This is a genomic window from Azospirillum argentinense (assembly GCF_000632475.1).
GTDB lineage: Bacteria > Pseudomonadota > Alphaproteobacteria > Azospirillales > Azospirillaceae > Azospirillum > Azospirillum baldaniorum.
In genome coordinates this window covers 1959918-1985924 of record NZ_CP007793.1, presented here as the reverse complement: position 1 = coordinate 1985924, position 26007 = coordinate 1959918, and the positions used below count along the sequence as shown (strand labels likewise).

Genomic DNA, 26007 nt, shown 5'->3' with positions numbered 1-26007 from the left:
GAGGCTAAGGTCCTGCCGCCGAGGCGGTCGGCGACCGCCGGGCCGAACTTGTGCATCGCCACGCTGGTGAGTACCAGGGGATTCCCGACGGAGCCGGCCGTCACTGGGGCTTCTTCCGGCTGGCGTGGAAGCTCCACTCCTTGTGCGGGATCGGGCTCTTGGACCTCGACTGGTACATGCAGTCGGCCGACACGGTCCCGCACCACACCGACGCCGACCTGAAGTCGCTGGCTTCCGGTCGGTACGCTCCGGTGTGGCGGTCGATTCGGATAGGACGACGGGACCGATGAGCAGAGGGGGGGGAGTGGGACGATGGGCTATTGGACAGCCGTTGCGTCACCATGTTGCAGTTGAACCGCTATCAGGAAGACAACGCATATGCATGGAGCAGACCAGCTTTTGGATGCACTCCGGGAGGGGCTCGTCGGGAGGGAGCGGTTCGAACATGAGATGGAGGCCGCTGGCTGGCGGCTAACGCGTGACCTGCACCTGCGGGCCTTTCTGGAGCTTGTGGCCGGCGGATTGCCGGATGGCTCCCCGTTTTCGCTACGAGGCGAGTGTCCGTCCCTCGGCGGCGAACTGGTGCACCACGACTATCCTGACCTGCCGGTCAGGCGGGCCGCTCTTGATGATGTCTGGCTGCCGCCGTGGCCACCGGAGATCATGGACGAACTCTGGTCGGAAGTGATCCGGTTTGCCCTGCGGTATCCGGAAAAATTCCGGGAAGCCGTCCAAACAATTTCCGAAACGGATCTGGACTTCAACCTCTACCCGTTGTGAATAGTTGGGGGATACTGCTCTCGGCCATGCGATGCCACGAGGAGGGACGCAGACCGACACCGGCCCTACCACTGCCTGCCAGGGGCGTCACCTGAACAGGGACAGGATCGCCTGCTGGTTCTGGTTCGCCAGCCCCAGGGCGGTCTGGGAAAGCTGCTGCCGGGTTTGGAGCGTCAGGAGGGTGGCCCCCTCCTTGTTCTGGTCGGCCAGGGTCAGTTTCGCGGCTCCCTCGTCCAGTACATCGGAGAATCCCTTCAGGAAATCCTCGCGGGTCGTGATGATGCCGAGCCCGGTCATGAAGGCTTGGGACGCCGACCGGACCCGCTGTTCGGCCGTGTCGAGGCCCGTGATGGCGTTCTCGATGTCGGCCCGGTCCATCCAGCCATTCTGGCTGAAATCGACGTGCAGCCCCTTGCCATCGACCTGTAGGTTCTGGGATTCGACGGTGATGCCGTTCTGGTAGGCGGCGTCAAAGGCCACAAACATGTCGTTCGAGCGGCTCGCCGGATTGACCAGGGCAGTCTCCAGATTTGCTTCACTGCTTGAGCCGCCCGGCCAGTAAATTTGTGATTCTTGCCAGCCGGGTTCTGGGAAAGCAGTGAAATTATATGAGAAACCAAGTATCACTGATGAAGCTGGGTAAGTGTCATTCTCCGGGAAATGCACTTCCAAACCTCCGGATAAGCTGGAAGATTCATTTGGTAGGTTGGTCGAAAATCTGCGTCCACTGTCGTCGATGACATCAAATGTTGTAAAGCCGGGTCCGCCGCTGTCGAGCCCTCCCCAGAGCATTCGTAATTTTGTGTTAATCCCAGGATTGAACCCTGTAATGGTGTCAAGCTGGAAACCTGCTGAAGCATGGAAGTATCGGTCGCTACGACTAGTTTCTGAAAGTATAGGGCTGTCAATGGCCAATCCGCTCCACCCAACAGTTTGGGTGGATGGGGTAACGTTGGCAGATAAATTGACACGTATATTTATTCCATTATCTGGCGTCCCATCACTGAGGAAAATTGGATAATTGGTAACAGCGGAATTCGGCACAAACGTGCTTGCAGTGTAGCCATATCGGAAATCATAGGCTTCTAAAGTTCGAAAACCTGGGGCATAACTGTCTTCTACCCCGGTGCCATATGTTATAATGTTTGATCGATCAAATGGAAGATATTGTCTGGCAAGAGATTTTGGAACCCCGGCGACACTCAGAGGGGGGATGCCAGTATTATCATATCCAAGATCATTGAATTCAGCGTACCACTCCCCTTGTGGAGATATGCTTTTCAGATCAACGTCCAAGCGTACTGTACCTGATGGAAAGACAAAAGAATTCTCACCGTCGTTTAGCTTGACCATGCCCTGAGCATTTTTACCATTCCGTGTTGCTGAATAGCCGGTCGAGTCGGTGACCGAGACCGCGAGATCAATTTGCTTTTCGATCTGGGCGATTCGGGTGCCGACGTTCTGGGGCGTGGCGTCGATCAAGTCAAAGTCCACATCGAACCGAATCCGTGCTCCGCCGGGGAACGAGTGGTCGAACTTCAACGGGGTGGCAGCGGCATCAGCAGCATGCCACTGGGCTGCGGTGAACCGCTGGGTGAAGCTGTCCGGCGGGTTGGTGGCCGTGATGACCTTGTCGGTCCCTGGCCCGCCCGAGACCGTGATCGAGATTGGGTTGAAGTCACCGCTGGTTGGGCTTTTGACGCCGGTGATCTTCACCGCAGCGAGACCGAGGGCCTGCTCCGCATTGGCAATGTCGCCGGCCGCCCCCGTGATTCGTCCGCTGCCGGTAATCGTGATCTGGTAATCATCGGGCTCCGAGATGTCGGTCACCCTGGCCCGACGGATGCCGATGAGATTTTGGACAGCGAGCTTTGACTCCGTGGTCGCCTCCATCTTCGAGCCGTCGCCCATCAGAAGGTTCTTGCAGCCGTAGCCGGAGTCCCCGGCGGTGCCGTTGATCTGTTCCAGGATGCCGTCGAACTGATCGGCAAGGTTCCGTCGCGTCTGGATAGACCCTGCGTCCATGCCGAGGCTGGTCAGGGCGGCCGTTGTGAGCCCTCGGGCCTGCTTGAGCAGGCTGCCGATACCGCTGACGCCTTTGTCTCCGGCCTTGATCGTGGAAATCGCCTGCCCGATGGAGTCCTTCATCGCCGACAGATCGCTGGCCCGCTGCGTCAGGGCCTTGGCGGCGAAATAGACCGGCGGGTTGTCCAGGGCAGCATTGATCTTCAACCCGGTCGCCAACCGCTGCTGGGCAGCCGACATCTGCTGCTGTCCAGCCTGGATGGTCAGCAGATTTGCCCTCATCGCGGTGGGAAGCTGGAGGTCGGGCGATACCATCGTGTCAGGTTCGTGTTTGCATGATTATTCAATAAAATAATATCAAGCAAACTTGATACAAGAAGCTAAAACCTTACACTGTGACGATCGTCACCATGTGAGGTGGTCGTGTTGCGTCGGTCAAAGAGCGAACGCCGGGCAGGTTGTTCCTGGCTGGGGAAAATTCTACCGGGTAGCTTGGGGTAGAGAAGCATCATGATCAGGGAAACCATGGCCTGGATAGCTCTGGTCACCGCCGCGACCTTGGTGATGCCGGCTGCTGCCGACACCTATGAGCCACCGCAGGTTCGTCCACTTGCCGATCCGTTCGGCCGCGACGCTCCACCAGCGGGCGGCATGGCCCCTGACCTGCGGCCCGATCCGTTTCCGGCCTACCGGGACTTTCCTCACCGGTGGAAGCTGATGCAGCAGCCGTTGTGCCAGCCGATGTTCGACCCACAGACCGGCAGAACTACGGCGTGGCATTGCCGGATGGCTGACGGTACCGTGCAGGAAGTCCGGTAGCCTCAGCCTATCGTTGAAGCGGCGGGAACTTCTCGGTCACGTTCAGGATCTGAACCTTCCAGAACAGAATCCGCTCGCGGCAGAGTTCGGGGCGAGCCCCGGCGTTGATGATCTGGGTGTACTCGATCATCGAAAAGGCCGAGGCCATCTGCTCGATAGCATGGGTCGATTCCTCGACCACCGGGTGCGGAAGGTACCCGGTCTCCATGTTCCACTGCCGGTCCTTCTGGCGGAGTTCGTTCCGCTTGCCCCGCACCCAGTCGCCGAACTCGTTCCGCAACTGGACGCAGGTCAGAAAGCCCTCGCGGAGAGCAGGGGCTTCCCGCTGGTACTGCTCCCAGAACTCACGAGGCTGCTGGTGCAGGAAGCGGAGACACCCGCCGCCCACGATATCGTCATTCGGGCACGTCGTGCGACTGGACGCCTCAGCCGGCAGATCACCGCCTCGCCCCGATGGGACGGCCACGTCGCGGTAAGGTGTCGCCCCGTCATAGGGCTGGCGGATTCCACCTTCTGGCCCTGCCTGCCGGCAGCCGGGCACCGCTCCCAACATGACCAGCAGCACCGCCGAGGTCGCCGTGATCCGGTGCAGCACCGCCGGGTCCCCGCCTACCGGCCGCACGCCTGGGCCAACCCCTTGCTGACCTCATCGAAGCCGAAATTGTCGAATGACGCTCCGGATTGGTCGGCCAGATGAACATCGATCATGAACGCGTCGCTCATCTTCTCAACCAGTTCGACGACTGCGGAGTAGTCCTTGGCGGCCACCCCACCCTGAAAGATCTGCCAGGACCCGGCGGGAACCAGCGTGCCGTTCAGTCCGAGTGTGACATCCAGTTGGCCCGAGCCCCGCACCGGGATCTTGGGCAAGTACAGGATCGCCGCCCGCTCCTGGATGGCTGCGTCGCAGGTGATGATCAGTTTGTTCCCCGCCGCATCGAGCTTGGTCGCGACGAACCAACCTTTCGCGTTTCCCATAGCCCAGGGTAGGCCCTGAGCGTGGGCGGTGCCGCCGACAAAAAGGAACACGAGGACGATCAAAATTCTCATGATAGCCCCTGCCATTGATGAGGCTGCATTTGGATCGACCCGGATCACTTGATCAGATCGGCCCGCAGCATCGCCTTGACGATCTTCTGGACCTCGCGAGACCGGCACCCGTAGTCGTTGGCGAGTTTGTTAGCGTCGTTTTCACCGCTCGCCGCCGATAGGATCAGCGGCATGCCGCTGGCTGCTCCAAGGACTTCGGCGACGCCCAAAGTGAACTTGTCGGCGTCACTCAGGACGGAGCACCGCTTATCCAACTTGTCCAGGAAGCCGATGGTGTAGCCCATCATCGCGGTGTTCTCGGTCTCGTTCCGCGGCTTCACCGATCCGGTGTCCCCGCTCAGCATCGCGGCGAGGACCTCGGGACGGTGGTACTTGTCTTGGCCCATGGCCGGGGCGGCGATGCCCACCACGCCGGCCAGGACGGGGATCATCAAGATCGACATCGACCGCATGATGGTCTCCTTGGGTGGGGTGGAGCGTAAGGCGTCAGGCCGCGATGGACCACTTCGAGCGGGCCGCTTGGGCCAGTTCGCCTTCCGGGTTTTGGAACCGGTAGCCGCGGGCCAGCAGGGCCTTGGCGTACTGCTCCGAACCCTTCACGCCGAACGCAACTGCGACCCCGACGAAAAGGCCCAAGTACACGAGGAGGGTGATCGTCAATCCTTTGTCGTCGAGGGGCATCATCAAGGGCGTCAGCGAAAACAAGTTCAAAGCGATAATGATACCACCATGGACATGGAGACCACGGAGGAAGTGTGGAATCCCAAAGACGAATACAGACAGGAAGGCACCCCAGTCGAACTCGGTCGTCAAGCTGCGGATGTCTTTGGTGGAGGGATGCACCATTTGGATCTTCATAGCCTGCTCGCGATTTAATGGCGTCAATGGGCCGGCTGAGGTGTCCCCGTGTCCGCCACAGGCTTGAACACACCACCTCATCCCAAGCACCCACTTTCCATTGTGGTATCGCACATAATGTTAAAGCAAGCTTTAACTATCAACCGATAGGAGCGGCGTCACCGGTTTATCACCTAAACCGATGGCGAACGGGTTCAACTGGAGGGTGATAACGCCTTAGTGCTCAAATTAGACCGGGAATACGCGGAAGTCCTCACCGCCTAAAGTTATGACCGCTTCCGCGATTTCCGGGTTCGTTCGGCATGCTCAACCAAGGCTTCGATCTGCCTGATGGCCACCAACAAGAGGTCATCGTCGAGTCGGCGGAAGAGCGACTTGGCCTTGGCTTCTTGGACGAGGCGTCGTTCGGGCACATGCGACGGAGAGACCACATCAGTGACATCGAGGCCAAGGATTTCAACCAGATCCACGAGGGTGTCGAGGGCCGGCAGGTACTTGGCGTTTTCCAGTGCGGAGATGGACTGCACGCTGAGGTTCGCCCGGTCAGCAAGGTCTTCCTGCGTCATCCCACGCCCCGTGCGGCTTGCCCGAATCAATGCGGCCACCTGGGCCTTGAGGTCTTCCGCCATCCACTTCGCCTCCGGTTTTAACGGAGGCAGCTTCAGGTTTCCTTGATGCCAGGGCCATAATGGTTGCTTGATGATAGTTGAGGAATTCGACAAGGAAACTGCAATACGGGATGTGGTGGTGTCCCAATTGGCATCCTGCCGTTTGACGGTTGGATCTGCGGCTGAACTTCTGGTGTCCTGACCAGAAGTCGGGAATCCAATACGAACGGTACGGTCACGACAAGGGACAGTGCGGATTCCAGTTGTTGGCAACATCCAAACCAACCTGGAGTTTGGTCGCAGGGGTACTGCCCGGTGTGTGCCGCGTCGGGGCCGCACCATCGCTGTCGGCTGCTGACCTATTCATCGTCGTAGCCCCGGCGATGTCGGACTGTGAGGAATAGGTGTCGTGCGAGTTCGGCGGATTAGACCCAAACTCCATCCACCAGTCCGATGATCAGACTGGCGGATGCGGCCCTGTGAAGCCGTATTGCCCCGCCCGGCAGGGGTTACTGATCGCATCGAAGCTCGCGAAGCCGGTGGGCAAGGAGGCTGAGGAGCATGGCCTCGGCGTAGATCAGCATCGGCTCCAGGTGGTACACCCGCGGGCGGCCAGTCGCGTGATCCCACGTCACCGGCTCGGGCCAGCCCTGGTCTGGAAGCGTCAGAAAAATCAGGTACACGACGAGTCGCTGCACCTCCATGGCGTCGGCGATCGTGAACCGCTCATGGAATGCCTGAGCCTTGTCGGCCACGGCGTCGTCGTTGGCGACCTCCAACATCCCTCCCAGGATTTCCAGGATTCGACTGCGGTACTGGGCCTCCTGTTCGGCGTTCCACGGGGTGGGATGATCGGCGGCCAGTACCATCAGCTTGATGATGGCGGCGGGCCGGTAGGCGTAGCGGTCGGCGAGCCAATCGAGGGGATCGGGCATGGGGTGCTGCTCCTGCCTTGATCCTATTTGGATACACCCGACCGGCGACCTGTCAAGTGAGCCCCCCTGGAGGCCGTACATCGGCACTGCATGCGGTCCTGCCTCCGGGGGCGGTCAAATGATTTTCGTCATGCTTCCAGGGAGCCGCGGTAACGGTTGTCAGGCTTGGTTCCGGGGCAGGCACAGCCGATTGCCGCTCTGGTTACAGTGCGATTTGAGTCTGGATCGTATTGTACTCGGCCGTTAGCCCGCCGGCAGCATCGCGTTCGATCAGGCCAGCCGAAACCAGTGCCACGACATCAGCGTGGACGTTGCGGTAGTCCCGACCCAATGCCTTGGCCAGGGCATTAATGCTGGCCGTGGGATGGCGGTGCAGGTGGCGGAGGAGTTCCAGCCGCTTGGCCGTCAGGGTCCGGGTCAGGGTGTCCCAATCGGCGAAGTTCACCGACGCCTCGGCCTGAATGACTTCGCCCCGCTCGGCCCGGTGGACCGCATCGACGATTTCCGCCGAAATCTCCCGCCACGTCTTCCCCACGGTGATCTTGAGATCGGTCATAGCGGTTCTCCTCGAATGGCCTCTACGTCGCTGGTGAAATCCTCGAACAACCGGTCGATGGTCGTGAAAGCGTATGGGGTCTCGATTCCGTTAACGTGCCGGTGGTCTCCCTTGCCCCGTTCGTTGTCGTACCCGACCACCCGCTCTCCGTCCTTGCCGTAGTAGAGGCTGTACTTGTACCGGTGGACACAGGGTGGGACCGGTTCCGGCAGTAGCCACACCCGAACTTGAATGATGGCCCCGTCGGGGAGGACGAACTTGTCGTTGCGGAGCGGTGCAGCTTTCGACATGCCTGACCGTGACGGATTTTGGTTATGGTGTCAATGCACATATGGTAAGTTTAGACACAGGCTGCTGATCAGTCTGCGGCCTGCATGCTACGTTGCTGTTCCATCTCGACCCGGCAGGTACGGGTGGTCAGGGGGGCTTGTATTGCTTCTGGATCAAGGTGACAGTCCTCGGCAGCGGATTTGCCGGGTGGCCCATTGGAACTACGTGCCGTGAGTGGTGGTGACGCCCCCACCACTGGGCACCGTCAGGACCCAACGATCCGGTCGAACACTGAAGTCCGACGTTTTTCCCGCTCCTGGGACAGCGGGCGGGAGTGCATCTCCGCAATGGTGTGTTTGTAATGACTCCGCAACATGGCCTCGCTGGTCCCCATGTTATCGGCGATGAAACTCAGCGGGATTCCAGCCAAGATCCGGTCGGTGGCGTAGTAGTGCCTGAGGCTGTAGGGGCTTCGCTTCTCGCCAAACTGTCGCAACAGGCCGGCATCCTCCAGGAGTTCATCAAACCCGCCATCAAAACTGGCAATGCGTTCACCGGTGGGGTGCATCCAAATCCATGACTGCTTGGTGATCTTCAAGTCCGGGTTCAGGTACCGCTTGCCGAACATGGACTCAGGTTTGAACCCGTGTACGTACAGGTTCAGGAGGTGCCGATACCCCCTGACCGCCAGCGGGGTCGGGACCACGGTGCGGGCATGGGTGTGATGCTTCAGAGCCGGGTGGTTGGGCTGGACGATGATTCGGATGGACGTGTTGCCGTCCTGGTCAACAACATCGTCGCGGATGTTTTCGAACTTCAGCCACATGACCTCCTGCGGGCGGAGCCCCGTCCCAGCCATGAACATGACGAAGCACAACAGAAGTCGCCGCTTTACGGCCACAATGGGGTCGAGGGCAAGGTGAAAGTCCCGGAATGTCTCGGACTCATTCTTCTTTCGAATCCTGGACCTGATCCGAGCCGCGATGAACAACTGCTGGAATTCGTCGTCGTCGAAACCCGGACGGACTCCGGGCCTGACCCGGACGGGGGCAATGTCGGGAAGCTTGACCTTGTGGAACTTGAACAAAGCCTTCAGGGCCACGAAGTCCTTGGCTACGGTCGAACTGGCCGGCTGGGAAGATTTCCGGACTGGCCTCTTGAGGGTCTTGCCGCCCCGCTGGTATTCGATTACGTCCTGGTCCCGGCCCGGCCCCGTAATGTAATAGGCCAGCCGCCACTCCCGGAATTCCGCGATATCCTCAGACGTGATGGTTTCCAAGGTCCGAGCCTTCACCTTCTCAAAGTACGGGATCAGGTATCGGGTGAAGCTGGTGGACTGCTTCTTGAATTCCTGAACCTTGAAGATCGGGCGGTTGTCCCGCCCCATGAGCTTGGTCCGGGGTTCGGCCCAGTCCAGGTACGCCTTGACTCGGTCAGGCAGGGTCACAGTCGATATGGTCCCTGTCGCCTTGATCCGGTGCGTTAGGCGGTTGAACTCGTCCCATGCCTTTCGGACTGCCTCGTCCCGGTTGGTCGTCCCGAGGTCCTTTTTGACATAGGGATTCCGTGGATTCCTCCGGAGTTCCATCGGGAGCGTGATCTTGGCGGTCCAAGTTCCTCCCCGATCCTTGCGAGAATAAATTCGAAGAGCCCCTTCCGGGTCCAGCACCACGACCCCGCTTTCTGCCACAGCCATTGGAATCCCCCGTTCTGTCCGACCCGCCGTTGGGTTCACGCGGGGCTCACATCGGGCTCACACGAGAATCCCACTCTCTGCGAATATGCGTCCAGCCGGGGGTGTGGACAAGGGGGCCTTGCCATCGCATAGAACGATTGGAAAAAAAGGAAAAATCGACTTCGGCTGTTCTTCGTGAGCCCAGGTTAAGCAAGTCGATACCGTGAAAAACACCCTGACACGCCCCATCATAATCCCTTGGTCGGGGGTTCAAATCCCTCCGCTGCTACCATCATGAAGGCCAGTCAATCCAATGGGTTGGCTGGCCTTTTTCATTTTGCTCTCCTTTCGGCGGAGAGCAGTTAGACAACCAGTTAGACACCATCACTGCCGCCGCTGTTCCGCGCGGTCCAGTTTGGTGATCGGCGACGTCGCAGGCACTTCCGCTCCGTCTCCTTGGCGCGGTGTTCGACTGCCGCATCCTCACGTGGTTCTTCTGCTTGAGGCTTTCGCCATAAGGTTGGTCTCCGAATCGTTCGCATTTTCTGAATTTTGGTGTATTCATAACTTCCTGTTCCACCAAAGGAGGTTGAGCGTTGAAGTGTGTCTCTTTGTTCGCTGCTGCTGCAGCCATCACTTTGCTTCTGAGCGGGTGCCAAACGAAACCGACTCAGCAGACGACGCGGTCGCTTACCACTTATCGAGTGGTGGGCGTGTCCTATGAGGCCGTTGCCGCGGCGGTAACGAAGGGGCTTCAAGGGACGAATGCCGATTCGGTTAAGATCGACCGTAGCTTTCCCCCGGCGCAACTGGCAGCTCAACCTGCTCGCCTTGAGTTGAAAAGCCCATTCTCGGGCAGCAAGTTGGGTGCGCTTGCCGAGGCTTCGGGAAGCCGCATTCAGGTGCCAAGTTGCCAGGATGCTCCATACATCGCCACTGGCGCTGATAAAAGCATGGCCGGTTATGGTGAAAGCACGGGTTATTATGTGTGTCTTTGGCCGTACCAAGATGGCGTGAGCCTCGATATATTCACGAGCTTCTCAATCCAGTCCGGTGGTATCGCAAACATCGGCACTGATCTCGCCCGCTCTGTTGTTGGGGACAGCAGTCAATTCATTCAGCGCTCCATTGACGCTGTGCTTGAAAACGTTCGGGCAACGGGCGCTTCCGTGGAGAAGGTTAGCGAACTTAAGAGTGCGGATCAAAACCGGGTAGGGCTGAGGTAAATCAACGGCTTCAGCCCACTTTCCACGGGTTTTGATAGGAGCTCTAAAGCCTGAAACCCATTCAGAGAGCCGATCAGAACCTCTCCCGAGCCAAGCAAGCGCAATGGCTTGAGTTCATCAAGGCGGGGTTTTGATCCGCGCGCAAGCATCGACGCCGAGGCCGGTCCGTGCGACGACACCGCAGATGGACCTTGAGCCGGCTTGGCTCTCGTGGAAACACACCGGTTAAGGCGCTTTTTTTTGGCAATACATGTTTCATTGCAATTTATCATGGTTTCGACCTATGATAATGCCATGAATGGGGTGGTCATCCATGGCGATTGCTTCCTGTCGTTGCCTGTATGGACGTTTCTTTTCCGGACAGGCTGCAAGCGGGCGGTGATCATAGCGCCTCCTGTTCTGGAACGAACAAGAACACAAGCGGAGAGTTAACGTGATCATCACCCAAGACGCCGTCTGGGATTCCAACCAATTCACGGACGCAATAATACAGATTGCCCCCGGCGCGACATTAACTATTGGGCCTGGTGCAGTTCTAAATAACAAATATATTCAAGTATTTGGTAATCTTCAGGTTGTTGGTTCTGAAGAGCAACCCGTAACCCTTAATAATGTGCATGTCAATTATGGGTCCACCACCACCTCCGACCAGCCTGGGAGGATCGATATATCCCATGTATTGTGGAACGGTGGGGGGATGTTGAATCCCGCCATGGGAACCGGTTACGGTTCTTTTTCTCTTAAAGATTCGGAATTGAACGGTCTGCAAAACTATATTTATGTCCTGTATCCAAAACAGGATGTTGACATTGAACGCAATGTTTTTCGTAACAGTGGCGGGTTCACTGTCGGTGTTAGTAATGGGAAAACTGTAAACATTAAGAATAATGTGTTCATCGATCAGACAACCTATTATGCTGTCGAAAATTTGGTCGTATATGACACGGCAAAATTGCTCGTCCAGTATAATAGTTTTTTATCTACTGATAAAGTGGCGTTAGCGCTGGCGTATCAAGCTACCGACGTAGCGATGATTGCTGACCACAATTGGTTCGGCACGGTTGATCCGGCCATCATCAACGCCATGGTGATGGACCGGAACGACAGCTTGAACTATACAGGTTTCATATCGGTCGATCCCATTCTCACCGCGCCCGATCCAAACACTCCAAGCATGTTGTCCGTTTCCGTCGATTCGGCCATTGTCGATGAGGGAAGCGTTGGTGCAAATCCGTTCACCTTCACGGTAACGCGCACCGGCGACAGCTCCGGCGTGTCCACCGTCGCCTACACGGTTGTCGGGTCAGGGTCTGCCGCGGCAAATCCGGCCGATTTTGTCGGCAATGCGTTTCCGTCGGGAGTCGTTCATTTCGCGGCTGGTGAGTCGTCCAAGACGGTTACCATACAAATAGCTGGTGATATCGACTACGAGCCGGATGAGACCTTCTCGATTGTACTCTCCAGCCCCGTCCAAGCTGCCTTGGAAAGATCGAGCGTGAACGTTGTCATCAGAAACGATGATGTGCAACCGACGCCTCCAGTCGAAACCACCCCAACACCACAACCCCCTGCCGATAACCCGCATGTTGGCGCTGCGCCTTTATTGGAACGCTATGTAGATGGACGTGCCGATCGTGTGACGGCCAGTGTGTATGAAGGTCCTGTAACCTATCTGCAGTGGCAGCATTTGGGCGACGAGCGCGGTGAAGTTATTGCCGGTTCAAGCGGCAATGACTTTATCAATCTGTTTGGTGGAGACGACGCTGCATCCGGCGGCGACGGTGACGATGTTCTCGATGGCGGGACCGGATCGAACTTTCTATCGGGCGGATCGGGCCAGGATACTTTTTTTGTGGACGGTCGCGGCGGCGGGGTGACGTGGTCGACGGTGACCGATTTGGAAAAAGGGGAATGGGCGACGATTTGGGGTTTCAGGGAAGGGGTCTCGAAGCTGACTTGGCAGGATATGTCGGGAACCGATGGGTTCAAAGGCGCGACGGCCTTCTGTGACCTGGACGGCAATGGCAGCATTGATGCCGCCATGACCTTTGCCGGCGTTGCCGTTTCGGCGCTGATGAGCGCATCGTGGACAATGGGCGATTCGCCGTATCTGGCCATCACCTTGAAATGAGGATGCCCCTTCGGAGTGCGGATCGGCATCAACTCGGGGTTTGAGGAAAGCCAATGGCTTGACATGACCGAACCGGGGCTTTGATTGGTGTTCCTGGTGCACGGCGGGGCGCGCTCGTCGCCTCAGCGCTGACGTTGGAGATGTGAAGCGGCGATGCCCCTCAATCCTCCGTCAGCGCGTGCGCCATGGCGTCCTGCAACGGCGCCAGCACATAGTCGATCGCCCGGCGCTGGCCCGTCGCGATCAGCACGTCGGCGGGCATGCCCGGATGCAGGGCCGCCGGGCCGATGCGCTCCAGCGCGCCGGGCAGGGGGCGGACGCGGGCCACGAAGTAGGGGGCGTGGGTCGTCGGATCGGTCAGGCGGTCGGCGGAGACGTCCACGACGGTGGCGTCGATCGAGGGCGTACGACGGGGTTTGAAGGCGCTGAGGCGGACCTGCGCGGTCTGGCCGGCCTTCACCACGTCGATGTCCAGCGGGTCGATGCGCGCCTCGATGGTCGGCGGGCCGCTGTCCGGGACGATGTCCATCAGCGGCTCGCCCGGCTTCACCACCCCGCCCACGGTGAAGACGGTCAGCCCGACCACGCGGCCGGGAACGGGCGCGCGGATCTCCGTGCGCTCCACCGCATCGCGGGCGGCCTTCAGGCGGGCGGCGGTCTGGTCCAGGGCGTTCTGCGCCTCCTCCATCTCGGCAGCGATGTCGGACCGGCGGGCCGTCTCCTTGGCGTGGAGCTGGGTGTCGGCGACCGTCACCGCCTGCTCGGCCAGCAGGGCGCGGGCGTGGGACTGATCGCGGGTGCCGGCCAGGTCGGCCATGGCGCGCTTCAGCGACAGGACGCGCAGCTTGCGCTCCAGACCCTTGTTGAAGAGGTCGAGCACGCCAGCCAGTTCCTCCTCGATGAAGACGATCTGCTCGGCCGCCGCACGCTCCTGGGCGCGGTGGGCGGTCACTTCGCGTTCGGCCTGGAGGCGCTGCTCGCGCAGCACGGCCATGTCGCCGTCATGGCGGGTCCAGCGGGCGGCGAACAACTGCTGCTGCACAGCCAGGGCGCGCCGGGCGGCAGCGCTCCCATCCACCATCTCCGCCGGGACGGAGAAGGCACGCTGGCCGGCGTACTCGGCGCGCAGGCGGGCCATGCGGACCAGGGCGGCGGCCTGTTCGTTGGACAGCTCCTCCAGGGTGGCGCGGCTCTGCGTCCCTTCCAGGCGGAGCAGGGTCTGGCCAGCGGCCACCGCGTCGCCGTCGCGCACCGCCAGTTCGGCGACGATGCCGCCTTCCAGATGCTGGATGGTCTTGCGGTTGCCGTCCACCACCACCGTGCCCGGCGCGTGGGCGGCGCTGTCCAGCGGGGCCAGGAAGCCCCAGCCGAGCCCGGCGCCCAGCGCCAGGGCGATCACCGCGCAGCCCGCCCGCACCGCTCCGCCGATGGAAGGTTCGGCGCGGCTCGTCTCCGCCGGGATGGCGCTTCGGCCCAGCAGCGTATCGGTCGTCGTCATCTCGATGTCTCCAATCAGGGGGTGGCGGTGGCGGCAACCGGCTGCGGGGTGGTGCTCCCCAGGCGCCGGACCATCTCGGCCCGCGTCGCGGTCTGGTCGATCATGCCGTCGCGCAGCACGACGATGCGGTCCACCGCGTCGAGGACGCAGCGGCGGTGGGCGATCACCACCACCGCGGCACCGCCGGCCTTGGCCTCGGCGATGGCGCGCAGCAGCGCCGCCTCGCCGGCTTGGTCCAGGTTCGCGTTGGGCTCGTCGAGAACGAGCAGGCGGGGGTCGCCGTAGAGGGCGCGGGCGAGCGCGATACGCTGCCTCTGCCCGCCGGAGAGCAGGGCGCCGCCCTCGCCGATCGCCGTCCGGTAGCCGTCGGGGAGCCGGCCGATCATCTCATGCACGCCGGCCCGCCGCGCCGCCGCGGTGACCAGCGCCGGGTCGGGATCGCCCAGCCGGGCGATGGCGTCCTCCACCGTGTCGCCGAGCAGGCCGACGCCCTGCGGCAGATAGCCGACATGCCGCCCGCAGTCGTCGCGGTGCCAGCGCCACACATTGTGGCCGTCGAGGTAGACGCCGCCCTGGGTCGGCTCCAGCACGCCGACCAGCAGCCGGGCCAGCGTGGATTTGCCCGCCGCCGAGGGGCCGACGATGCCCACCGCCTCGCCCGGCTCCACCGAGAAGGAGAGGCCGCGCAGGGTCGGGCGGTCCGATCCCGGCGGGACGTAGGTCACGCGGTCCAGCAGCAGGGAGCCGCTGGGGCGGGGCAGGGGGACGCCCGGCGCGGGCATCGCATCCGCCGTGAACAGGCCGCGCAGGCGGCGCAGGCTCTCGCGGGCCGAGGACCAGTTCCGCCAGGAGTCGATCAACTGCTCGAAGGGCGCCAGCGCCCGGCCCATCAGGATGGAGGCGGCCAGCATGCTGCCCGGCGACACCTGCCGGTCCAGCACCAGCATCGTGCCGGCGGCGAGGATCGCCACCTGGGCGGTCATCCGGCAGACCTTGGCGAACGAGGCCACGGCCTGCGCCCGTCCGGCGGTCCGGTTGACCAGCCGCAGATGGTCGTCCTCAACCGCCTGCCAGCGGCGGCGCAGATTGCCCATCATGCCCATGGCGGCAACGGCTTCCACGCCGTGGGATGCCGCCTCGACCTCGGCGCCATGGCGGCACAGGGCGCGGTTGGCCTCCGCCGCACCCGGCATGGTCAGCATGCGGCCGAGCAGGCTCACCCCGACCAGACAGAGGATGCTGCCACCGCAGACGAGGCCGTAGAGCGGATGGATCAGCGTCAGGAACAGCAGGAAGACGAGGCTGAGCGCCGCGTCGAGCGGCGCGGTGAGGCTCGGCCCGGACAGGAACTGGCGCAGTTCGTTGAGATCGCGCAGCACCTGGGCCGGGCGGCTGGCGCCGCCGCGCAGCAGGCCGCCCATCGACGCCTCCAGCGCGTCCATGGTCAGGCTGCGCGCCGCGAGATGGCCCATGGCCTGGGTCAGCCGCCCGCGGATCGCCTCGACCAGCCCGAACACGGCGAAGCAGCCCAGCGCCAGCAGCGACAGGGCCACCAAAGTCTCCACGCTGCGGCTGCCCAGCACGCGGTCGTAGACCTGCATCGTGTAGAGCGGCATCGCCAGTTGGATGAGGGCAAGAAAGACGCTGAATCCGCCCGCGGCGGCGAGGCCGGTGGCGATGCGCCGGCGGATCGCGCGCAGGGCCGGCGTGCTGGCGGATGGGCTGCGGCGGGTTTCCCGTGCGGCCATGGGAAGGGCGCTCCTGTCGTCCGGAGAAGGGAAAGGGGCGCGCCGGGAAGGACGGCGCGCCCGGGACCTCGGTCAGGCGGATCAGTAGAAGGAGATGTCGCCCATCGGGTTGTCGCCCTTCACGATCAGGTCGTGATAGCCGGTGTCGTTCGCTGCGTTCCACGTGACGACGTAGTAGCCGTCCTTCTGCCAGATGCTGTATTGGCCGTCGGCGGGTGCGCTGGTCGCGCCGGCGTAGCTGTAGCTGCCCTTCAGCCAGATCTGGTCCTCGTCCTTGAAGTCGGTGATGGTGTCGGCGTTGCCGGCGTAGATGTCGCCGCTGTCCTTCGTCTCGAAGAAGAACCAGTCGGCCCCGGCCCCGCCGGTCATCTGGTCCTTGCCCGTGCCGCCGTAGAGGTCGTCGAAGGTGTCGCCGCCGCTCAGCGTGTCGTTGCCGTCGCCGCCGTAGAGCTTGTCGTACCCGCTCTCGCCGTAGAGCTGGTCGTTGCCGCTGCCGCCATAGAGCGTGTCGGCGCCGTAATAGCCCATCAGCAGGTCGTTGCCCGACTCGCCGTACAGCACGTCGTTGCCGTTCCAGCCGTCCAGCGTGTCGTTGCCGGACCAGCCGAGGATGGTGTCGTTGCCGTCGTAACCCTGCACGTAGTCATTGCTGACGCCGTACTTGATCATGTCGAGATAGTCGGCGTTGTTGGTGCCATAGACGTTTGCCATTGATGCGTTTCCTTCGGATCAGGGGATTGTGCCGTGCAGGGGGAGGGGTATTCTTCGGCGTTCCTTTTGCGGCGTTCCTTTTGCCGGTTCGTTCCGAAGACCTCGCCCTTGCACAGCCATTCTTCCCGGATCGGGCATCCGGCACTGTTGTCCACTTCACAGTTTTGCACAGGAGAGAAAAAGCGCGGCGGTCAGCGCCGCCGGTGCAGGATCATCCCGCCATGGTGCAGCACCCCGTCGATGAAGTCGCCGTCGGCGGTGAAGCCGGTGTCGTCCCAATAGTCGATGTGGTCGCCGGTGACCCGATAGCGGCCTTGGTACGCCTTCTCCCGGTTGCCCCGCGCCTCGACGTAGCGGTTGTTGGGGAGAAGCTCGTGGCGGACGCGGCCGTCCTCCGTCACCCACAGGCCGACATAGGGGTGATCCGCTTGCTGCACTTCAGGCCGGTCGGCGGTCTGGGCCAGCGCCTTGCGGTCGGGCAGGGCCTCGGCGCCGGAGGCGAGCAGGGCGGCGGTCAGGGTGGCGGTCCGGGCGAACGCGCGTTTCATGGCGTGTCTCCTTCCGACGGGCGGCGTTCGGCGAACAGCTCCGACAGGGTGCGTGCGGCGGAGATCGCGCGGGGGAAGCCCGCCGGGACCGTCACCATGTATATGATCTCCTTCAACTCGTCCTCGGAGACGCCGGCGTTGAGCGCGTAGCCGGCGTGGATCTTCATGAAGGCCGTCTCGCCGATGGCGGCGAAGGCGGCGACCGCGGCCAGCTGGCGGGTCCGCGTGTCCAGCCCCGGCCGGGACCAGACGTCGCCCAGCGCGTAGGCCTCTGTGGCCTCCGCCAGGAAGGGGAACTCCTCGCGCATCCGCTCCAGGGTGGGCTGGGGCTGGCCGTTGTTCAGGCTGCGGATCACCTCGCCGCCGCGCTTGGCGCGCTCCTCTGTGGTCAGGGCGTTGGCCAGGGTGGGGGCGGGCATCGCCGGAACCGCGGCGAGCAGCCCCGCCGCGACGAGGGTGCGCAGGCGCGCGGGGGGACGGCCGAGGGTGTCGGTGCCGTGGGTCATGCTCACATCCTCCTCGATGACGGGCTCAGTGGCTGGCGGTGGGTCGGACCACGATCTCGTTGGTGTCGACGTCGTCCGGCTGCTCGATGGCGTGCAGGATGGCCCGCCCGATGGCGTCCGGCTTGATGGAGACGGCACGGTAGGTCCGCATCAGCTCCTCGGCCTCCGGGTCGGTGATGGTGTGGGCCAGCTCCGATTCCACGACGCCGGGGCAGACGCAGGTGACGCGCAGCCGCTCGTTCTCCTGGCGCAGCCCGTCGGAAATGGCCCGCACCGCGTATTTCGTCGCGCAGTAGACGGCGGCGGTCGGCGACACGGCGAGCGCCCCGATGGAGGCGATGTTGATGATCTGGCCGAAGCCCTGGCCGTTCATGACCGGCAGCACCGCGGCGATGCCGTAGAGGACGCCGCGGATGTTCACGTCGATCATGCGGTCCCATTCCTCGACCTTCAGCGAGGCCATGGGGGACAGCGGCATGACCCCGGCGTTGTTGACCAGCACGTCGATGCGCCCGAACCGCTCCTGCGCGAAGGCGGCGAAGGCGGCCATGTCCGCGCGGCTCGTCACGTCCAGCGCGCGGACCTCCGCGGTGCCGCCTCCGGCCCGGATGTCGGCGGCCAGGGATTCCAGCCGGTCGGTCCGGCGGGCGCCGAGCACCAGCTTCGCCCCGGCGGCGCCGAGGACGCGGGCGGTGCCCTCGCCGATGCCGCTGGAGGCGCCGGTGATGAGGATCGTCTTGTCGGTGATCGCGGTCATGGTCTGCTCCTCTCCGTCGATCGTTGCGGTGATGGGGAAAAGCTATGACCGACCACTGGAATGTTCGAGTTGCCAATCGTGAACGAGCTGATTAGTTTTTCTAACCAATGAGCGATCCATTCGAAGGCATGGCGGCGTTTCTGGCGGTGGCCGAGACGCTCAATTTCCGCCGGGCGTCCGAGCGTCTGGGCGTCACCCGCTCCGCCGTCAGCCAGGCGGTCCGCCGGCTGGAGGACCGGATCGGCGTGCCGCTGCTCCAGCGGACGACGCGCAGCGTCCGGCTGACCGACGCCGGCGCGCATCTGCTCGCCGCGACGCGGCCGGCGCTGGCGGAGATCGGCACGGCGTTGGAGACCATTGCCTCGACGCACGGCGCACCGGCCGGCACGCTGCGGCTGGCCGTGTCCTCCATCGCGGAAAGCATCCTGGAGGGGGAGGCGCTGGCCGGCTTCCTCGCCGCCTATCCTTCGATCGGCGTCGACATCCTGGTGACCGACGAGGAGTTCGACATCGTTGCGGCAGGTTTCGACGCGGGTGTCCGGCTGGGTGAAGCGATCGAGCAGGACATGATCGCGGTTCCGGTCTCCGCCCCGCAGCGGCAGCTTGTGGTGGCCTCACCGGCCTATCTGGCGGAAGCCGGCCGCCCAGCCCATCCGCGCGACCTGCTTGCCCACCGCTGCATCGGCTGGCGTCCGGCGCCGGATGTGGCGCCCTACCGCTGGGAGTTCACCGAGGACGGCCGCGACTTCGACATCGCGGTGAATCCGCGGGTCGCGACCAACGACATGGGGATGATGGTCCGGCTGGCCCTGGCCGGCGCCGGGCTCACCTGCGGCATGGAGGAGACCTTCCGGCCCCATCTGGAGCGCGGCGCGCTGGTGGCCGTCCTGGAGGGGTTCTGCCCGCCCTTCGCCGGGTTCCATCTCTACTATCCCAGCCGCCGGACGGTGCCGCCGCGGCTGCGCGCCCTCATCGACCATCTGCGGACGCGGAACGGCGGCCGCCCGATGGCCTGAGGGTCGTCTATCGCCCGCAAAGAAAAAGGCGGGTGCCGGAGCCCGAAGGCCCCGGCACCCGCCTTTCGTCTGCGGAGCGCGCTGCGGCGCCGCCGCTCAGCCGAACCAGGCGGCGACGTTGCCGGTCTGGCCGAGGATGGTGATGCGGTTGCCCCCGCCGACGTCGAGCGTGGTGTTGCCGCCCTCCACCCGCGCCGAGCGGATCACCGCGCCAAGCTCGACGCCGGCCTCATAGAAGGCCAGGCGGTCCACTCCCACCTCGAAGTCCATCACCACCGACCCGCCCGGGTCAGCGTCTGCGTGCCGGCCGTGGAGGTGTTGTTGGACGCGTCCCGGGCGGTGACGGACACCGCGTTGGTGCCGTTGGCGTTGAGGCTCAGCGACCCGGAGGCCGGCGTCGCCGTGGCGAGATTGATCGACCAGCTGCCGTTGGTCGCCGTCGTGGTGTAGGTCGCCCCGCCGATGGTGACGGTGACCGTGCTGTCCGCCTCCGCCGTACCGGCGATGATCGGCGTGGCGCTGTTGCTCAGCGCCGCGCTGGTGACCACCGGTGCCGCGGGCGGCGTCACGTCGGCCACGCTCACCACCGTGCTGACGCCGGAGATGGTCGCGGCTCCGGTGGCGCCGCCGCTGTCGGTCAGGCTGGCGACCGCCACCGTGCGGTCGCCCAGCGTCGCCGACGCGCTGGTGTTCTTGTAGGTGACGCCGCCCAGCAGCGCGCTCATCTGCGTGTCGCTGCGCTCCAGCCCGGTGACGGTCACCGTGGCGACCCCGCCGACCACCGACACGCTCACGCCGGCGTTGCCGCCGGCGACGCCCAGCCCGCTCAGGGTGGCGGTGGCGCCGTTGGTCAGGGCGACGTCGGTGCCGCCGATGGTCAGGACCTCGGTGGCGTCGGTCACGCCGCTGACGGTGAACACCACCCCGCGGAAGCTCTGCCCGGCCTCCACCGTGGAGGCGGCCACGCCGCTGAACAGGCTGGTGGTCGCGCCGTCCACCCCGACGCCGAAGGTCTTGCTGCCGCCGGTCGCGGTCAGGGTCGGCACGGCGTCGACGGTGATCGTCGCGGTGGCGCTGCCCGCGCTGTAGGCGTCGGCGGTGGTGGTGTCGGCGGTGGCCCCCGCCGTGCCGCTGGTCAGGTCCCACGCCTTGAAGGTCAGGCCGCCGGTGTCGGTGTTGGTGAAGCCCGAGCCGCTCGGCACGAAGCGCACGCGGTCCGACCCGGCGAGCAGCAGCGCCGCGCCGGTGGACGAGGCGGTGGGGATGTCCGTCCAGGCGCCGGTGCCGACCTTGTACTGCCAGGTGCCGTTGGTGTTGGTCACGCCGGTGACGGCGATGCCCAGCGGGAGGACGGTGACCAGCGGGAAGGGGCTGTCGTACTCGGCGTCGGTGGCGGTGCCGGCCGAGGCGAGCAGGGCGGTGACGGTGGTGCCGGTGTTGGCGGCGTCGGCGATGCCCTGGTCGATGGCGGCCAGGCTGCGGACGTCGTTGGATAGGATGGGGCTGTCGTTGGCGCCGGTGAAGTTGAGGGTGAGCTGCCGCTCGACGGTGCGGTTGCCGTCGGAGACGGTGAAGGTGCCGGTGCCCTGCATCGGCCCGGCCGGGACGCCGTTGAGGAAGGCGGCGTCGAACACGTAGGCGTAGTGGCCGGTCTGGCTGTTGACGTAGGCGGTGCCGCCCGGCCCGGTGGACCAGGTGTCGTAGGTGACGCCGTTGCTGAGCGTGACGCTGCCGTGCTGGACCGGGGAGGCCTGCGAGCCGGCGACAGAGTAGGTCAGCGTGTCGCCTTCCAGATCGGTCGCGGAGAGCTGGCCGTCGATCAGCGGGAAGGTGTCGGTGGCCGAGGTGTCGACCAGCGTCGGCGGGGTGGTGGGGACGGCGAGGACCGGCGGGGCGTTGGTGTCGATGCGGTCGTTGTTCTGGCTGATCGGGGTGGTGTAGGGGGTGTTGGCGTTGCTGGCGCTGTCGACCAGGACGATGTTGACCGGGATGTCCTGGTTGGCCGCGAGGTTGCCGGTGCGCTGGCCGTCGGCGGTGACGGTGAAGGTGGCGGTGTAGGTGGTCGCGCTGACCCTGGTCAGGTTGCCGAGCGCGAAGCCGCCGACCGTGCTGCCGTTGCCCAGCGTGTAGGTGTCGCTGTCCGAGGCCACGGTGATCGTCACCGTCACCGTGTCGCCGACCTGGGCCGGCTGGTTGGGGATCGTGACGTTGGTGATCGACGGCGGCGTCGTGTCCGCCGTGTTGTTCGTCACCGACTGGTTGGTGACGGTGGCCGCGTCGGCGCCGCCGGTGGCGTTCTGGATCGCCGCCGTGTCGTCGCCGCTGGTGGGATCGGTGTAGCTGACGGTGACCGTTTGTCCGTGCTGGACCGCCTGGGCCAAAGTCAGCGTGACCGTCTTGTTGACGCTGTTCACCGCGACGTTGGAGACGGTGACCGTGCTGCCGCCGACCTTGACCTCGAAGGCGCTTGCGGCCGGGCCGTTCACCGCGTCCAGCGCGGCATCATAGGTCAGGACCAGCGAGGTGCCGTCGACCGTGGCGCTCTGCAGCACCGGCGCGGGTGGGGCGAGCATCACCATCACCGAGTTCGAGATGGCGGCGGTGCTCATGTCGATCCCGGCCGCCGTGGAGACGATGCTGATGGGGAATGCACCGGACGTGTCCGTGCCGGACGCCGTGATGTCGAAGGTCAGGGTGAAGACGCTGCCGATCGTAATGATGCCGGTGACCGGCATGTCGAGGCTGATGTTCGCGACCGTCCAGCCGCTGGGCGCGCTGACGCCGAACTCGACCATCGACCCTACCAGGGTGATGGACTGCGTGGCCGTGATGGTGAAGGACACCTGCTTCGGCGTCCCCGCAACGAAGGACACGGTCGGGCTTGTCGGCGCGATCTTGAGAGGCGCGGGCGCGGGCATCGTGTTGGCGATCGTCACCGTGGCGACCTGGTCGACGACGGTGGTGTTCTGGCCGACGGGACCGCTGTCGGTGACGGAGTGCAGGACGATGGGCCGCGTCTCGGTGGAGCCGAACGCCGCGTTGGCCGGGCCGGTGTTCTTGTAGGTGATGCCGTCGATCAGCGAGCCCATGGTGCCGTCGCTCAACGACATGCCGTTCAGCGTCACGGTGGCGACGCCGTTGGCCAGTGTGACCGCGTAGCTGCCGTTGTTGAACGTGCCCGATCCGGTGCTGAGCGTGATGTCGCTGCCACCGATGGTCAGGAACTCGGTGCCGCCGTTGCCGGCGACGTTGTAGACCTTGAGGACCATGCCGGTGAAGTGTTGTCCGCCGTCGACGGTCGAGGCGGTCACCGCGTTGAAGAGGTCAAAGCCGCTGCTGCCGCTGCTCCCCATGAAGAATGGGGTTTCGGTGCTCAGCGTCAGGGTCGGCGGGGCGGCGTTCGGGTTGGGCGTGTTGTTGGTGACCGGCTGCGTGGCGACGGTCGCGGCGTCGATGCCGCCCCAGGCGGATTGAACGGCGTTGACGTCGTCACCCACGGTCGGGTCGGTATAGGAAACAGTGACCGCGCTGCCATGGGCAACCGCTTGGGCGAGCGTCAGCGTGACGGTCTTGTTCGCGCCGTCCACGGCGACGCCGCTGATAGTGACCGGGCTGCCGCCGGTCGTGACGGTGAAGGCGCCCGCCGCCGGCGGGTTGGCGGAATCGAGCGCCACATCGTAGGTCAGCACCAAGGACGTGCCGTCCACGGCAGCGCTTTGCAGGACCGGCGCCTGGGGAGCGCCGATGTTGACGGTGGCGGTGATGCCGCTCAGGCTGGTGCTGTTGTCGCTGCTGCCGTCGTCGGTGACGCCGGTGATGGTGATGACGCGCGGGCCATCGGACGGCGTGGCGCTCTGCAGAGCCGCGATGTTGTTGTAGGCGATGCCGTCGATGAACGACGCCATCTGGCTGTCCGACAGTTGCAGGCCGCTGATCGTTACCGTGACGGTGCCGCCACTGACCGTGGCGCTGGCCGTCACCCCGCCGACGGGCAGGGAGGTGGCGCCGTGGTTCAGGGCAATGGTCGAGGACGACCATCCGGGGACCAGGAAGACCAGCATTTCCGACGCGCCGTCCAGCACGCCGGTCACTGTGAGCGTCAGGCTGGTGAAGACCTGGCCCGAGTCGTTGGTGCTGGCCGTCACCGTCGAGAACAGGTCCGACGGGCTCGTGTAGGTGACGAAGGTGTTCGTGTTGCCGGTCGCCGTCAGGGTCGGGGGCGCCGCGGCCGCAACGACGACGGTGGAGGAAACGCCGCTGAGGGTGGAGGTGTTGTTGTTGCTGCCGTCGTCGGTGACGCTGGTGATGGAGATGACGCGGTTGCCGGGCGTGACGATGCCGGTGACGGCGTCGCCGGCGTTGACGTAGGCGATGCCGTCGATCAGCGCCGCCAACTGGGTGCCGGTGAGGCTGAACCCGCTCAAGGTGACGGTTGCCGTGGTGCCGCTGTACGAGGTGGAGAGCGTCGCCCCCGGAATCGTCGCCACGGTTACCCCGGTGGCGGGGGAGGACAGGGAAATGGGGATGGTGCCGTCGATGGACAGCCACTCGTCGTCAACGACGTTGGTGACCGTCAGGGTCACGCTGGTGAAGACCTGTCCGGTGTTGGTGCTGGCGGTCACCCCGGAGAACAGGTCCACAGGCGCCGCGTTCTGCGTGAAGGTCGGCGCGTTGCCCGTCGCGGTCACGGTCGGCGCGTTGAGCTGGACGGTGAAGCTGGTTCTGAAATCCGGAATATCGACGCCGGCCTGGTTCTGGATGGCCGTGGTGCTGTCCACCGTGTCCCCGTCGTAATAACGGAGGGAGACGAGATCCCCATTCTGGAAGATGTAGCCGTTGCCGACCTCGACGGTGACGGTGCTTCCAACGACGGCGACGCTCGAAACGCTGTAGTAGACGCCGTTGATGCGAATCTGCCCCTGCGTCGACGAGGACCCGAAGAACTGCTGGGTGGACGGGGGATTGTTGGCGTCCAGCGCCTGATCGAAGGACAGGACGACCTTGTTGGTCCCGATTTGCGCGGATGCTGAGAGGAGTGCCGGGGGGCGAGCGGTCAGAACCGTAACGTTGACGTCCACCGACACGGTGTCCAGGCCGTAGGACGCCTGGATGACCCCGGTCAGGTCGTCACCCGCCGGATCTTCGTACCGGAAGGCGATGCTGTCATTGACCTGGAATTGGTGGCCGACGGTGAGTGTCACGGCGTTGCTGGAAACAACCGCGCTGACCAGGGCGACCGAATTTCCATTGATCAGAATGGAGCCGGTGCCCGCGTTCAGGGTCCCGTCGGTCGCCACGAAATGAGACAGCAGCGGGTTGCTTGAGGTGTCGAGCTCATCGTCGTACGTGATGGTGATGATGCTTTCACCGGTGTAGGCGACCGCTTCCCGGACGGACGGCGCGGCCAGCACACCGCGATACTGGTCGATCCGCAGGGCTTCGGTCCGCGGCGTGCCGCGGGTCCAGGCGAGATCCCAATCGCCGCCCAGGTCCGCGGCGCCCGTCGGGGTCCGGGAGGCCGCCATGGCGGCGCCGGTGATGTCGGCCAGAGCGTCGAGGAACGACTCGCCATGGCCGCTCGCCACGTTGCAGCCGTACAGCAGGATGTCGCCGTCGTCGGCAAGGCAGGCGCCGATGGCCGCCAGTTCCGCGGCGCGCGCCGTCAGCGCCGCTTCGTCGAGCCGCGCCGTCCCGAGTTGCAGGCCGCCTTCGAAGCCGTGGCACAGCACATGGAGCGCCCGGACCCCCTGGCGCCCGGCCAAGGCCTGCGCCATCGCCGCCACGCCGTCGCGGCCTTCGCCGATCAGCACGGCTTCCATGCCGGAGGGAAGGCCCGCCTGAAGGTCCCGCCAACCGCTGAGGGCGGTGTCGATGACGGCAATCTGGGCCGCCGTGTCGAGGAAGCGGCCAGAGGTGATAACGCGCGTGGTGGCGGCGGCGGCGGACGCTTCGGTCATAGCGGACATTTCCTGAATGGGATGCAATCCAGGGTGGCCGTTTCTCGAAAGAAGTGGCTACCTCGTTTGATTTGACATACCCACAACCAGACGTCTTGGTCAATGAATACAGCGCGTGGAAACCGCATTTGACACAGACGTTTCTTTGTCAACGGCAAGCATAAATCTTCATTGTAATGTTACATATTGCAGAATATTGCGCTATTTGACGCATTGATGCATCGTTAATCATTGATTAACTACTGAATAAATCATGGATATGCTGGATTTTTATTGTGATGCGCTGCCGGATATGCAGCGATTGGTCAATAAAGGCGGCGCAAGCGGGAGTTG

23 protein-coding genes are annotated in these 26007 nt (G+C 63.8%); 5 read left to right on the top strand and 18 right to left on the bottom strand.

The genetic code is table 11. The features are described from left to right. The first annotated feature begins 378 nt into the window (after positions 1-378). Entirely contained in the window at positions 379-780 is a 402-nt protein-coding gene (locus tag ABAZ39_RS09470; RefSeq protein ID WP_038528864.1) for a hypothetical protein, read from the top strand. A gap of 87 nt (positions 781-867) precedes the next feature. Here the strand turns inward: ABAZ39_RS09470 and ABAZ39_RS33960 are convergent, their stop codons facing one another. Beyond that, complete coding sequence (locus ABAZ39_RS33960) at positions 868-3120, bottom strand: flagellin N-terminal helical domain-containing protein (RefSeq protein ID WP_081862936.1); 2253 nt, start codon at positions 3118-3120, stop codon at positions 868-870. 195 nt (positions 3121-3315) lie between these two features. On the opposite strand from ABAZ39_RS33960, the gene ABAZ39_RS09455 reads away from it, so the two are divergent. Further along, entirely contained in the window at positions 3316-3624 is a 309-nt protein-coding gene (locus ABAZ39_RS09455) for a hypothetical protein (protein ID WP_038528858.1), read from the top strand. 7 nt (positions 3625-3631) lie between these two features. Here ABAZ39_RS09455 and ABAZ39_RS09450 read toward each other — a convergent pair whose 3' ends face one another. The 9 genes from ABAZ39_RS09450 to ABAZ39_RS09410 form a co-directional block, all read right to left on the bottom strand. After that, positions 3632-4219, bottom strand: a complete 588-nt coding sequence (locus ABAZ39_RS09450) for a hypothetical protein (protein WP_144243487.1) — start codon at positions 4217-4219, stop codon at positions 3632-3634. A 14-nt stretch (positions 4220-4233) separates the two neighbouring features. After that, complete coding sequence (locus ABAZ39_RS09445; protein WP_144243486.1) at positions 4234-4674, bottom strand: hypothetical protein; 441 nt, start codon at positions 4672-4674, stop codon at positions 4234-4236. A gap of 44 nt (positions 4675-4718) precedes the next feature. Continuing rightward, positions 4719-5126, bottom strand: a complete 408-nt coding sequence (locus tag ABAZ39_RS09440) for a hypothetical protein (protein WP_038528850.1) — start codon at positions 5124-5126, stop codon at positions 4719-4721. A gap of 34 nt (positions 5127-5160) precedes the next feature. Then, on the bottom strand, positions 5161-5532 hold the full coding sequence (locus tag ABAZ39_RS09435; RefSeq protein WP_038528847.1) for a hypothetical protein: 372 nt from the start codon (positions 5530-5532) through the stop codon (positions 5161-5163). A 266-nt stretch (positions 5533-5798) separates the two neighbouring features. Further along, positions 5799-6161 carry a helix-turn-helix transcriptional regulator gene (locus ABAZ39_RS36100; protein ID WP_051657903.1) on the bottom strand — a complete coding sequence of 121 codons (363 nt, stop codon included), beginning with the start codon at positions 6159-6161 and terminating at the stop codon, positions 5799-5801. 488 nt (positions 6162-6649) lie between these two features. Then, the gene (locus tag ABAZ39_RS09425) at positions 6650-7075 is read right to left on the bottom strand and encodes a hypothetical protein (protein ID WP_144243485.1); all 426 of its coding nucleotides are present in this window, start codon (positions 7073-7075) and stop codon (positions 6650-6652) included. Positions 7076-7277: 202 nt separating this feature from the next. Continuing rightward, positions 7278-7631 carry an HVO_A0114 family putative DNA-binding protein gene (locus ABAZ39_RS09420; RefSeq protein ID WP_038528841.1) on the bottom strand — a complete coding sequence of 118 codons (354 nt, stop codon included), beginning with the start codon at positions 7629-7631 and terminating at the stop codon, positions 7278-7280. Beyond that, positions 7628-7921 (bottom strand): toxin-antitoxin system TumE family protein, encoded by a 294-nt coding sequence (locus tag ABAZ39_RS09415; protein WP_038528838.1) that lies wholly within the window; start codon positions 7919-7921, stop codon positions 7628-7630. The genes ABAZ39_RS09420 and ABAZ39_RS09415 overlap by 4 nt, the downstream gene beginning before the upstream one ends. A gap of 245 nt (positions 7922-8166) precedes the next feature. Further along, positions 8167-9597, bottom strand: coding sequence for a site-specific integrase (locus ABAZ39_RS09410; protein WP_144243484.1), 1431 nt, complete (start codon positions 9595-9597; stop codon positions 8167-8169). 692 nt (positions 9598-10289) lie between these two features. Here ABAZ39_RS09410 and ABAZ39_RS35460 point away from each other — a divergent pair. Together ABAZ39_RS35460 and ABAZ39_RS37480 are read left to right on the top strand one after the other, a co-directional pair. Continuing rightward, positions 10290-10802, top strand: coding sequence for a hypothetical protein (locus ABAZ39_RS35460; protein ID WP_144243483.1), 513 nt, complete (start codon positions 10290-10292; stop codon positions 10800-10802). Positions 10803-11235: 433 nt separating this feature from the next. Next, positions 11236-12933, top strand: a complete 1698-nt coding sequence (locus tag ABAZ39_RS37480) for a Calx-beta domain-containing protein (RefSeq protein WP_144243482.1) — start codon at positions 11236-11238, stop codon at positions 12931-12933. A 160-nt stretch (positions 12934-13093) separates the two neighbouring features. Here the strand turns inward: ABAZ39_RS37480 and ABAZ39_RS09400 are convergent, their stop codons facing one another. The 6 genes from ABAZ39_RS09400 to ABAZ39_RS09375 form a co-directional block, all read right to left on the bottom strand. Next, positions 13094-14431, bottom strand: coding sequence for an HlyD family type I secretion periplasmic adaptor subunit (locus ABAZ39_RS09400; RefSeq protein ID WP_051657902.1), 1338 nt, complete (start codon positions 14429-14431; stop codon positions 13094-13096). Between the two features lie 14 nt (positions 14432-14445). Next, complete coding sequence (locus tag ABAZ39_RS09395; RefSeq protein WP_051657901.1) at positions 14446-16179, bottom strand: type I secretion system permease/ATPase; 1734 nt, start codon at positions 16177-16179, stop codon at positions 14446-14448. Positions 16180-16260: 81 nt separating this feature from the next. Then, positions 16261-16890 carry a calcium-binding protein gene (locus tag ABAZ39_RS32935; RefSeq protein WP_051657900.1) on the bottom strand — a complete coding sequence of 210 codons (630 nt, stop codon included), beginning with the start codon at positions 16888-16890 and terminating at the stop codon, positions 16261-16263. A 191-nt stretch (positions 16891-17081) separates the two neighbouring features. Continuing rightward, entirely contained in the window at positions 17082-17438 is a 357-nt protein-coding gene (locus ABAZ39_RS09385; RefSeq protein WP_038528828.1) for an Atu4866 domain-containing protein, read from the bottom strand. Continuing rightward, positions 17435-17944 (bottom strand): carboxymuconolactone decarboxylase family protein, encoded by a 510-nt coding sequence (locus tag ABAZ39_RS09380; RefSeq protein WP_051657899.1) that lies wholly within the window; start codon positions 17942-17944, stop codon positions 17435-17437. Before ABAZ39_RS09380 ends, ABAZ39_RS09385 begins: the two co-directional genes overlap by 4 nt. A gap of 25 nt (positions 17945-17969) precedes the next feature. Beyond that, the gene (locus ABAZ39_RS09375; RefSeq protein WP_038528825.1) at positions 17970-18701 is read right to left on the bottom strand and encodes an SDR family oxidoreductase; all 732 of its coding nucleotides are present in this window, start codon (positions 18699-18701) and stop codon (positions 17970-17972) included. Between the two features lie 107 nt (positions 18702-18808). Between ABAZ39_RS09375 and ABAZ39_RS09370 the strand changes: the two genes are divergently transcribed. Then, on the top strand, positions 18809-19717 hold the full coding sequence (locus tag ABAZ39_RS09370; RefSeq protein WP_038528822.1) for a LysR family transcriptional regulator: 909 nt from the start codon (positions 18809-18811) through the stop codon (positions 19715-19717). 96 nt (positions 19718-19813) lie between these two features. Here ABAZ39_RS09370 and ABAZ39_RS36090 read toward each other — a convergent pair whose 3' ends face one another. Continuing rightward, entirely contained in the window at positions 19814-19987 is a 174-nt protein-coding gene (locus tag ABAZ39_RS36090) for a hypothetical protein (RefSeq protein ID WP_160174811.1), read from the bottom strand. Continuing rightward, positions 19987-25674, bottom strand: a complete 5688-nt coding sequence (locus ABAZ39_RS09365) for a SwmB domain-containing protein (protein ID WP_038528819.1) — start codon at positions 25672-25674, stop codon at positions 19987-19989. The genes ABAZ39_RS36090 and ABAZ39_RS09365 overlap by 1 nt, the downstream gene beginning before the upstream one ends. Positions 25675-26007: the final 333 nt, after the last annotated feature.

Bases quoted from the DNA above. Each gene is read 5' to 3' on its own strand.
- ABAZ39_RS09385 (WP_038528828.1), bottom strand. From the start codon at position 17,438: ATGAAACGCGCGTTCGCCCGGACCGCCACCCTGACCGCCGCCCTGCTC.
- ABAZ39_RS09425 (WP_144243485.1), bottom strand. From the start codon at position 7,075: ATGCCCGATCCCCTCGATTGGCTCGCCGACCGCTACGCCTACCGGCCC.
- ABAZ39_RS09435 (WP_038528847.1), bottom strand. From the start codon at position 5,532: ATGAAGATCCAAATGGTGCATCCCTCCACCAAAGACATCCGCAGCTTG.
- ABAZ39_RS09410 (WP_144243484.1), bottom strand. From the start codon at position 9,597: ATGGCTGTGGCAGAAAGCGGGGTCGTGGTGCTGGACCCGGAAGGGGCT.
- ABAZ39_RS09455 (WP_038528858.1), top strand. From the start codon at position 3,316: ATGATCAGGGAAACCATGGCCTGGATAGCTCTGGTCACCGCCGCGACC.
- ABAZ39_RS32935 (WP_051657900.1), bottom strand. From the start codon at position 16,890: ATGGCAAACGTCTATGGCACCAACAACGCCGACTATCTCGACATGATC.
- ABAZ39_RS09470 (WP_038528864.1), top strand. From the start codon at position 379: ATGCATGGAGCAGACCAGCTTTTGGATGCACTCCGGGAGGGGCTCGTC.
- ABAZ39_RS09400 (WP_051657902.1), bottom strand. From the start codon at position 14,431: ATGACGACGACCGATACGCTGCTGGGCCGAAGCGCCATCCCGGCGGAG.
- ABAZ39_RS09395 (WP_051657901.1), bottom strand. From the start codon at position 16,179: ATGGCCGCACGGGAAACCCGCCGCAGCCCATCCGCCAGCACGCCGGCC.
- ABAZ39_RS09365 (WP_038528819.1), bottom strand. From the start codon at position 25,674: ATGACCGAAGCGTCCGCCGCCGCCGCCACCACGCGCGTTATCACCTCT.
- ABAZ39_RS33960 (WP_081862936.1), bottom strand. From the start codon at position 3,120: ATGGTATCGCCCGACCTCCAGCTTCCCACCGCGATGAGGGCAAATCTG.
- ABAZ39_RS09375 (WP_038528825.1), bottom strand. From the start codon at position 18,701: ATGACCGCGATCACCGACAAGACGATCCTCATCACCGGCGCCTCCAGC.
- ABAZ39_RS09380 (WP_051657899.1), bottom strand. From the start codon at position 17,944: ATGACCCACGGCACCGACACCCTCGGCCGTCCCCCCGCGCGCCTGCGC.
- ABAZ39_RS09440 (WP_038528850.1), bottom strand. From the start codon at position 5,126: ATGCGGTCGATGTCGATCTTGATGATCCCCGTCCTGGCCGGCGTGGTG.
- ABAZ39_RS36090 (WP_160174811.1), bottom strand. From the start codon at position 19,987: ATGGACTTCGAGGTGGGAGTGGACCGCCTGGCCTTCTATGAGGCCGGC.
- ABAZ39_RS09420 (WP_038528841.1), bottom strand. From the start codon at position 7,631: ATGACCGATCTCAAGATCACCGTGGGGAAGACGTGGCGGGAGATTTCG.
- ABAZ39_RS09445 (WP_144243486.1), bottom strand. From the start codon at position 4,674: ATGAGAATTTTGATCGTCCTCGTGTTCCTTTTTGTCGGCGGCACCGCC.
- ABAZ39_RS36100 (WP_051657903.1), bottom strand. From the start codon at position 6,161: ATGGCGGAAGACCTCAAGGCCCAGGTGGCCGCATTGATTCGGGCAAGC.
- ABAZ39_RS09415 (WP_038528838.1), bottom strand. From the start codon at position 7,921: ATGTCGAAAGCTGCACCGCTCCGCAACGACAAGTTCGTCCTCCCCGAC.
- ABAZ39_RS09370 (WP_038528822.1), top strand. From the start codon at position 18,809: ATGAGCGATCCATTCGAAGGCATGGCGGCGTTTCTGGCGGTGGCCGAG.